Here is a 7621-nt window from a genome sequence, read left to right on the forward strand (position 1 = left end):
TAAAGGAATTTGATGGTATCTTAATCCCTGGAGGTTTTGGAGAACGTGGTTTTGAAGGCAAATTGGATGCAATTGATTACGCAATTGAAAATAATGTTCCTCTGTTTGGAATCTGTCTTGGAATGCAGTCCATGGTTACTCAATTTGCAAGAAGAAACGGTTATCCTGATGCAAACAGTTCTGAATTCGATGACAATTTGAAATATCCTGTTATTGACATGATGGAAGAGCAAAAGAAAATCAAAAACATGGGTGGAACCATGCGTTTAGGATCATATGACTGTAAAATCATTGAAGGAACCAAAACTTATGAAGCCTATGGTGAAACAGATATAGAAGAACGTCACAGGCATAGATATGAGTTTAACAATGATTTCAGAGATGATTTGCAGGAAAAAGGTTTGATAATTTCAGGTACAAGTCCTGACGATTTCTTAGTTGAAATTGTTGAATTGCCAAATCACCCTTGGGCTATCGGTTGTCAATTCCATCCGGAATTCAAATCAAGACCTAATAGGCCACATCCATTATTTAAAGCATTTTTAGAAGCTATTTATGAGTTTTCTAAAAATTAATTTTTCTATTTTTTTTACAATTTTACAACTCAAAATCAATTTGACGAGTTGACTTTCTATTTATTTAATATATTTTGAGTTATAATAGTACTATCATGAATTTTAGTACCATATTTTTGATTCAAATAATTATTACAATGCTATTTTGCATTTTGGCATCAATTTACGATATTCGAGACAATGTTGTTCCTGAAAAATTATGTTATATTCTGGTGTTGTTTGGACTGGTGTCAAATCTGATTTTGTCATTAATTACAGGTAATGTTAAATTCATTTTAGCTTCAATTATTTCAATGGTTATCACATACTCTATAACTTATTTGTTGTGGAAATTAAAAATGTGGGGTGGTGGTGATGTGAGACTGTTTACTGCTATTGCTACAGTAATACCAAGTGGACTTAATATAGATTTTTTGAATGTTTTTCCACAGATGTCAATATATCCATTTTCATTCAGTGTCGTTGCAAACAGCATTCTGGTTTCATTTCCATTTTTGGTGATATTTGTCTGCCATCTTATCGCAAAAAATGAGGCATTCAAAAAGCATCCCTTTTATTTGATAACCCTGCTGAATATTGAGAATCTAAGAAAGATGATACATTCGACCTTGAATAAAACAATACCTATAAATGATTTGAAGGAAGGAAACATCGTGAATAATTTTTATTTCGATGAAGAGTATATCATTGAGTTGATAAATGATGTCGACGGCAATCTGGAAGTTTGTGAAAGCAAAAGCGATGAAGGAAAATATTATTTCAAATCCATGAGTGCCGGTGGAATAACTGAAAAGGACATGTATCTAATAAAGATAATGAGCGCTCAGGGATTCATCGGCAAATGCATATCCATAAAGATTTCCTATCCCTTCACTCCGGCAATATTTGCAGGTTTGCTGGTAGCGGTATTTTATGGAGACATAATAATGCTATTTGCAAAAAATCTGGTTTTGGTGGTGTAGCGATGATTGACAATAAAGGGCAGGTTTCCCTTGAGTATTTATTGATATTTGCAATATCATTAATCTTATTGATTGCTTTTACATTGCCTTTAACCGAATTGACGATTGAAAATACATTGGATGTATCCGATGCATTAAATATAAAATCTGATCTGTCAAAAATATCCCAGGCCATTGAAGAAGTTTATGGGCAGGGTCAGGGATCAAAACAAAGGATTGATGTCGTGCTGTCAAAAGATTTGAAGGTGAACATTGCAAGTGATCATATTTCGTGCAATCTAAAGCTTAAAGATGGTCAAAATAAAGCTGAAAAAATATATTTCAAATCGACTCTTGAAAAATCAAGCATGCAATTAAGAAAAGGTGAAAATTCAGTAATTGTGGAATGGCCTGAAAACAGTGAAAATATGCAGATATATGTCAATTAATCCAATTTTCATACAAAAGTTTTTTTAAGTATTATAATTTAATATTTAAATATACTGTTAAATGGCGTGTGAAATATATGGATATAATAACTTTAATAATTTACCTTGTTTTATTTATTATAATGATGGTTTTTGTTTTTTCAATAGGAATGTTAAGGCAATACATGCCAAAACGTGAAATACTATTGGTTTTAGCAGTAGCTTTTTTAATCGGTTCCATCGGTGGAGCGTTCTTCCTGCAGCCGATTTATGAAGAGCTGCCTGATGTTGCAAGCACTATTGAAAAGAACATGCCTAATAATGAAGAAACATTATATCTTGATTTGTCATCTTCTGTTGATACTAACGGCCTTAGGAATGACGTATCGTCCATGGAAGGTTTCAAATCATTTGATGAAACTTCTATTTCGATTCCGATGTGGCACTTTAATGAAGCGGAACATGATTATTTTGAAGAGATAGTTGGAAATATTGACAGCAACTATAAGAGCTATAATGTAACCGAGGATAAAATCGTTATAGAATTGGCAGATAATTACACATCTTCTGAAGCTTTAAAAACTTTTTCAGATTGGTTTAAATTGGTATATGGTGAGACACTGTCATATGCTCAGATTCATGCTGTTTTAGTTGTTGATTCAGCTCATTTGGATGACTTTAAACAGGTATTGCTTAATAAAGGAATTGTAGCAAGCAATATTGAAGGACCAGTTCAAAGCACTGTAAATGCAACAAACTCTTCAATGTTGTCAAATCTTGAATTTACATTGGTTTGCGGCGGTATTGGAGTTGTTGTCGCATTGATAGGAATTTATATGGACACTGTTGTTCCGGCATATAGAAGATTTAGAAAATCCATGAGAACCAAACGTAAACGATAGTATGAGTGTGGCGATTTTATTTTCTGGAGGCAAGGACAGTACCATGGCTGTTTATGCCGCCTTGGAAGCGAAAGAAGATGTAAAATATCTTCTTTCAATGAAATCTAAAAATGATGAATCATACATGTTTCATGTTCCAAATATTCATGTTACCGATCTGCTTTCCGAGGCACTTGATATTCCTATAATGTCAGTTGAAACAGATGGTGTTAAGGAAGAGGAGCTTGAAGATTTAAAGGCTGCTTTTGTTGAGCTTAAGAATTTGGGCGTTGAGGCAATATATACTGGTGCACTTTATTCTGTCTATCAAAAATCTAGGATTGAAAAATTGGGCGATGAAGTCGGTTTGGAAATAATTTCTCCTTACTGGCATGTGGATGAGCTTGAATATATGCGCAAAATCGTTTCATTAGGATTTAAGATAATGATTTGCGGTGTCGCTGCATGGGGATTGGATGAATCCTGGCTGGGGCGAATAATTGATGATGATACAATCGACGAGCTTGTCAAACTTAATGAAAAGTATCATGTTGACATAGCCTTTGAAGGCGGTGAAGCCGAAACATTGGCTGTTGACGGACCTATTTTTAAAAAAAGAATTGAAATATTAAAATATAAAAAAGAATGGCATCTTGATAGTGGTGTTTTTATAATCGAAGATGCTGTTTTAAGGGAAAAGTGATTATAAGCCAATTTCATTTAGGAATTCAGTAATTTCATCCTTAAAGCTTTCCAAATCACTTTCGTTAATTATTAGCTTATCGGAAAGTGCAATGACGGTTCCAATTCCAAAACCTAACTCATTTTGATCTCTTCTTTCAAATTCGGAATATTCCTGTGAATCGTCTTCTCTCATTCTTAGTTTCAGTCTTTCAAAGCGTATTGTTGGATTGGTAAATACTGAAAGGATAATGAAGTTATCGAAATTTTCCTTAAACATCTCCACTTCATGATGGCTTCTTATGCCTTCAACGATTATCAGGTTTTCGACACCGTCATCCTGAAGTTTCTTAATCTTTTTGATTGTAAGTTCAGACACTATGTATGGGCCATGTTCCTTCCTCAGATTTTGGGCAGTTTCTTTGCTACCTTCTCCTCTTTTTTTGGCTTCTTCTCGTACAATGTCGCCCATACTAACAATAATTGCTCCTTTTTCAGCTGCCAAATCAGAAACTATACTTTTTCCAGAACCTGGCATACCAGATATTCCCATTACTTGCATTATATTCACTCTTTTACTCTTATTTGCGCTAATGATTCTTTAAGATTTTCATCATTGTCATATTCATTAACTAATTCCATTAATATTTCCTTATCCTGAGTCTTTAGGTCTTCAGCTATCTTTGTCATAAACGGCACTGCACGAACAATATTGTCCATTATGGACACGTCAGACATTTTTGATGTTCTTGAAAGCGGATTCAAGTCAATTGTTATTATATTTTTGCCGCTTTTTTTCAGTATTTCTGCTCTGTCTCCATCTTCTAAGGGAATAAGTATTGTATCTGCACTGTATATTCCGGTTTTGCTTGCTGAAGATCTGCTATTTTTTATTTCATTCAAATATTCGATATCATCATCTAATGATCCTAAAATTTCTTTATATCCATGGTCTTTATACAGTTGGGTAATTATTTTTACCCTCTCGTCTGTTCTATAAAACAGGTTTATTTCAATTTTTGCATTAACACTTCTGGCCAGTTCGATTATCTCGTCACATGCAAGGGCGGTTGCATTGCCGTTAACTGAAATCACAGGGTTGTTTGATAAAAGCAGTGCAGCCACTGCCACATACATTGCCCTTTTTGCGGGATATGTGGTCCTCTCTCCAATCAGATAATCAAACGCTTCGCCTCTGCCGTGGGCAATCATGGCTGATTCTGCCAAATACCCTTCCTTTGAGGCTTTGACGATTTTGTCTCTTAATAATAATGATTCATACCTTGGGTGTGATTTTGGTATCATATTTTTTCTCCTTACTTTAAATCAATATTCATTTGAGCTAAATATCCTAAAAAGGTTGTTATTGATAATGTGAGTATGGTTATGGAAATGACATGTAGGGGATAATCTCCTATTATTAATTTTCCGGCATTTGGAATAACGAAAAAAATTGCATCTAAAATGATATCTATAATGACAAAGAGTATTCCAACTAAAATACCTTCAATAACTTCATTGCTTTCAATATTTCTGATATAGAGTATTCCGAAAAATCCTGTTACGATAATTGTAATTATCGGCACAATTATATTTACTCTTGGAAGACTGGAGTTGAATATCGGTTTTAAAATTCCTGTAAAAAATGAAGTTATAATCCATATTAGAATTCCACATATTATGCCTAATTTCAGTTTCATTTTCAAACCTTAAATGTTAATTAATTATATTTTTATTCTAAAATATTAAATACTTTTCTAAGGTTTTTTAACAGTTGAATTGCTTTTCTAATTAAAAATAGTTTTGAAGTTGGTGGTAGATAATTAAGTTAATTAACTATCTACCCGCTTGTTTTTTCAAGCTTTTAGAGAAATGAATTTTAAAATTTGGCTGTTTTAATCTATCTCTAGGCTACTTTGTAGCCAATTATATTATTTGAAAGTTGCCATATATAAAGTTTATTATATTTTATAAAAATTCAAGTATACTTTATTAAAAAGCTTTATATTAGGGAATTTATAAAGTTTAATTGAATGAAGCAAGATTATAATTTTGAGGAATATTTGAGAAAAGCACTATCCAACTCAATAAGCTCACAAAATCCATCGCAAACCGCAAAAAATAAGGCAAGAAAACTATCCCCATCATATTATCAGGATTTGAAAGAAAAGCTTTTAATCGAATATGATAAGAAATCCTTGAATGAGGTAATGGATTGTAAAATATCCAAGACATCCTTCGGAGACGTACTGAAAATAACAAAAAAGGAAAGGATAGATTTTAATATTGAGGATAATGATTTCATGCATCAGATGAACTGCAATTTGAAATTGCTGCCGAAAATAGGTCTTAAAACAGAGCAGAATCTTAAGAATAAAGGTTATGATACAATTGAATCTCTTACAAATCATGACAGGTATGGCGATTCCGCATCTGAGTTTTTAAGGAATTTGGATGAGATGTCATTTTGTGAAATCATTGACCTGTTGGACGATAACAGATATTCAAAAAAATGCAGGGATAACGTAATCAAAAGCATTAGCTTAACGGATGAGGAAAACTTCAAGTTCATGGATATTGAGACAAAAGGTTTGTCTAATGTTCCGATAATTTTGATAGGTGTTGCGGAAATCAAGGGAAGCAACATAGTGGCATCTCAATATTTCCTGAGGGATTACACCGAAGAGGCAAGCATCATTGATGCCTACCTGTCTCATTTGGATGAGGATTCAATTCATGTGACATTCAATGGAAAAACTTTTGATGTACCTTTCATAAAAAATAGATGTAGATACAATAGGATTGATGCCGATTTGGATTTGCCTCACCTTGATTTGATGTATTTTGCAAAAAATCTATGGGGTGAAAAGCTGCCGAATTGCCAGCTGCAAACAATAGAAAAAGAATTGTTTGGAATAGAACGTGTTGATGATGTTCCGGGACAGTATATTCCCGGATATTATGATGCTTATTTAGAAGAGAATAATATAGGTCCCGTAGTGCCGATAATAGAGCACAATGCCCAGGATATTATTTCACTTGCAAGCTTTTTAGATAAAATGTATAGGGATGTAAATTAAAATGGGATTATTTGACAGATTCAAGAAAAGCGATAACAAAAAAGAAAAACCTAAAAAGGAAGAAAAGGTAATTCCCGATGATTTGGAAATTGATGAGGATCAACTGGTTTTAAAGGACATAGCCATAAACAGCAAGGACAGGTATCAAAGAGCGGCCGCCGCCGACCAAATCACTGACCAATATGTGGCTTTGGATTTGGCCAAAAACGTTAAGGACCGTGCAATCAGACTGATTGCAATAAATAATGTTAAGGATGAAAGACTTTTAAGGGATGCTGCTGAAAACTCCCAATTTTTCGATGTTAGAAGCTTTGCATGGGAAAGGCTTGGTGAAAACAACAAATCAATTGCCGAAGTTGTAATCAATACAAAAAAGGGTCCTGAGGTTGATGAAATCTTTGAAAAGGTGGTTGATGAGGAAACCCTCAAATGGATTGCAATCGATGCTCAGGATAAAAGATACAGAAATGCCGCCGTTGAAAAAATTAATGATGCTGATGTATTATATGATCTGGTCTTTAAGGCAAAGGACAAATCAATCAGAAAGGCCTGTGTGGAAAAGGAAACATTCGCCAGTGAAGAGATGCTTCAGAAAGTGGCAATTGAGGATAAGGATGAATCTGTTAAGATTGCTGCGGTCAAAAAGATTGAAGATGACAAATGCCTCGAAAACATTGCATTGAATGAGGATAACGCGAAAATAAGGACCCTGATTTTTGATAAAATTGATGATATAGATATTTTAAGAGACATTGCCATAAACTCCAAAAAAGCGGATGTGAGATTGGATTTAGTTCAGAAACTCGACGATGAAGAGTTATTGGAACAGATTGCCCTAAATGATTCCGACAAGATTGTCAGAAGCGAAGCGGTCAAAAAGATAACTGATGAAAATGTTTTATTGGAGGTTATTGCATCCGATGATGACAGGTTTGTTCGCCAAATCGCTGTTAAAAACATTTCCAATCCTGAAGATTTGATTAAGATTGCTCTTGAAGACGATGACCAGTTTGTAAGAAATCATGCAATAACAAA

The 7621-nt window shown here is 33.9% G+C and carries 10 protein-coding genes; 7 read left to right on the forward strand and 3 right to left on the reverse strand.

Translation table 11 applies throughout. The features are described from left to right. From QZN27_RS07595 to QZN27_RS07615, 5 genes are all read left to right on the forward strand, one after another. A partial coding sequence (locus QZN27_RS07595) for a gamma-glutamyl-gamma-aminobutyrate hydrolase family protein (protein WP_296785930.1) occupies nt 1-575 on the forward strand: 575 nt, incomplete at its 5' end. Nucleotides 576-712: 137 nt separating this feature from the next. Beyond that, complete coding sequence (locus QZN27_RS07600) at nt 713-1537, forward strand: prepilin peptidase (RefSeq protein ID WP_296785933.1); 825 nt, start codon at nt 713-715, stop codon at nt 1535-1537. A 2-nt stretch (nt 1538-1539) separates the two neighbouring features. Continuing rightward, nucleotides 1540-1965: a class III signal peptide-containing protein gene (locus QZN27_RS07605; RefSeq protein WP_296785936.1), complete on the forward strand. Its 426-nt coding sequence runs from the start codon at nt 1540-1542 to the stop codon at nt 1963-1965. Between the two features lie 122 nt (nt 1966-2087). After that, nucleotides 2088-2846 (forward strand): hypothetical protein, encoded by a 759-nt coding sequence (locus QZN27_RS07610; protein ID WP_296785939.1) that lies wholly within the window; start codon nt 2088-2090, stop codon nt 2844-2846. A gap of 1 nt (nt 2847) precedes the next feature. After that, nucleotides 2848-3528 (forward strand): TIGR00289 family protein, encoded by a 681-nt coding sequence (locus QZN27_RS07615; protein WP_296785942.1) that lies wholly within the window; start codon nt 2848-2850, stop codon nt 3526-3528. On the opposite strand, the gene QZN27_RS07620 is transcribed toward QZN27_RS07615, so the two are convergent. The 3 genes from QZN27_RS07620 to QZN27_RS07630 are packed head-to-tail and all read right to left on the reverse strand — an operon-like array spanning nt 3529 to nt 5206. Next, nucleotides 3529-4068, reverse strand: coding sequence for an AAA family ATPase (locus tag QZN27_RS07620; RefSeq protein ID WP_296785945.1), 540 nt, complete (start codon nt 4066-4068; stop codon nt 3529-3531). A gap of 5 nt (nt 4069-4073) precedes the next feature. After that, nucleotides 4074-4811, reverse strand: a complete 738-nt coding sequence (locus QZN27_RS07625) for a 4-phosphopantoate--beta-alanine ligase (RefSeq protein WP_296785948.1) — start codon at nt 4809-4811, stop codon at nt 4074-4076. Nucleotides 4812-4822: 11 nt separating this feature from the next. After that, complete coding sequence (locus QZN27_RS07630; RefSeq protein WP_296785951.1) at nt 4823-5206, reverse strand: hypothetical protein; 384 nt, start codon at nt 5204-5206, stop codon at nt 4823-4825. A 333-nt stretch (nt 5207-5539) separates the two neighbouring features. On the opposite strand from QZN27_RS07630, the gene QZN27_RS07635 reads away from it, so the two are divergent. Next, entirely contained in the window at nt 5540-6586 is a 1047-nt protein-coding gene (locus tag QZN27_RS07635) for a ribonuclease H-like domain-containing protein (RefSeq protein ID WP_296785953.1), read from the forward strand. A gap of 1 nt (nt 6587) precedes the next feature. Further along, on the forward strand, nt 6588-7621 hold a 1034-nt coding region (locus tag QZN27_RS07640), incomplete at its 3' end, for a HEAT repeat domain-containing protein (RefSeq protein ID WP_296785954.1).

The organism is uncultured Methanobrevibacter sp. (genome assembly GCF_900316895.1).
Lineage (GTDB): Archaea > Methanobacteriota > Methanobacteria > Methanobacteriales > Methanobacteriaceae > Methanocatella.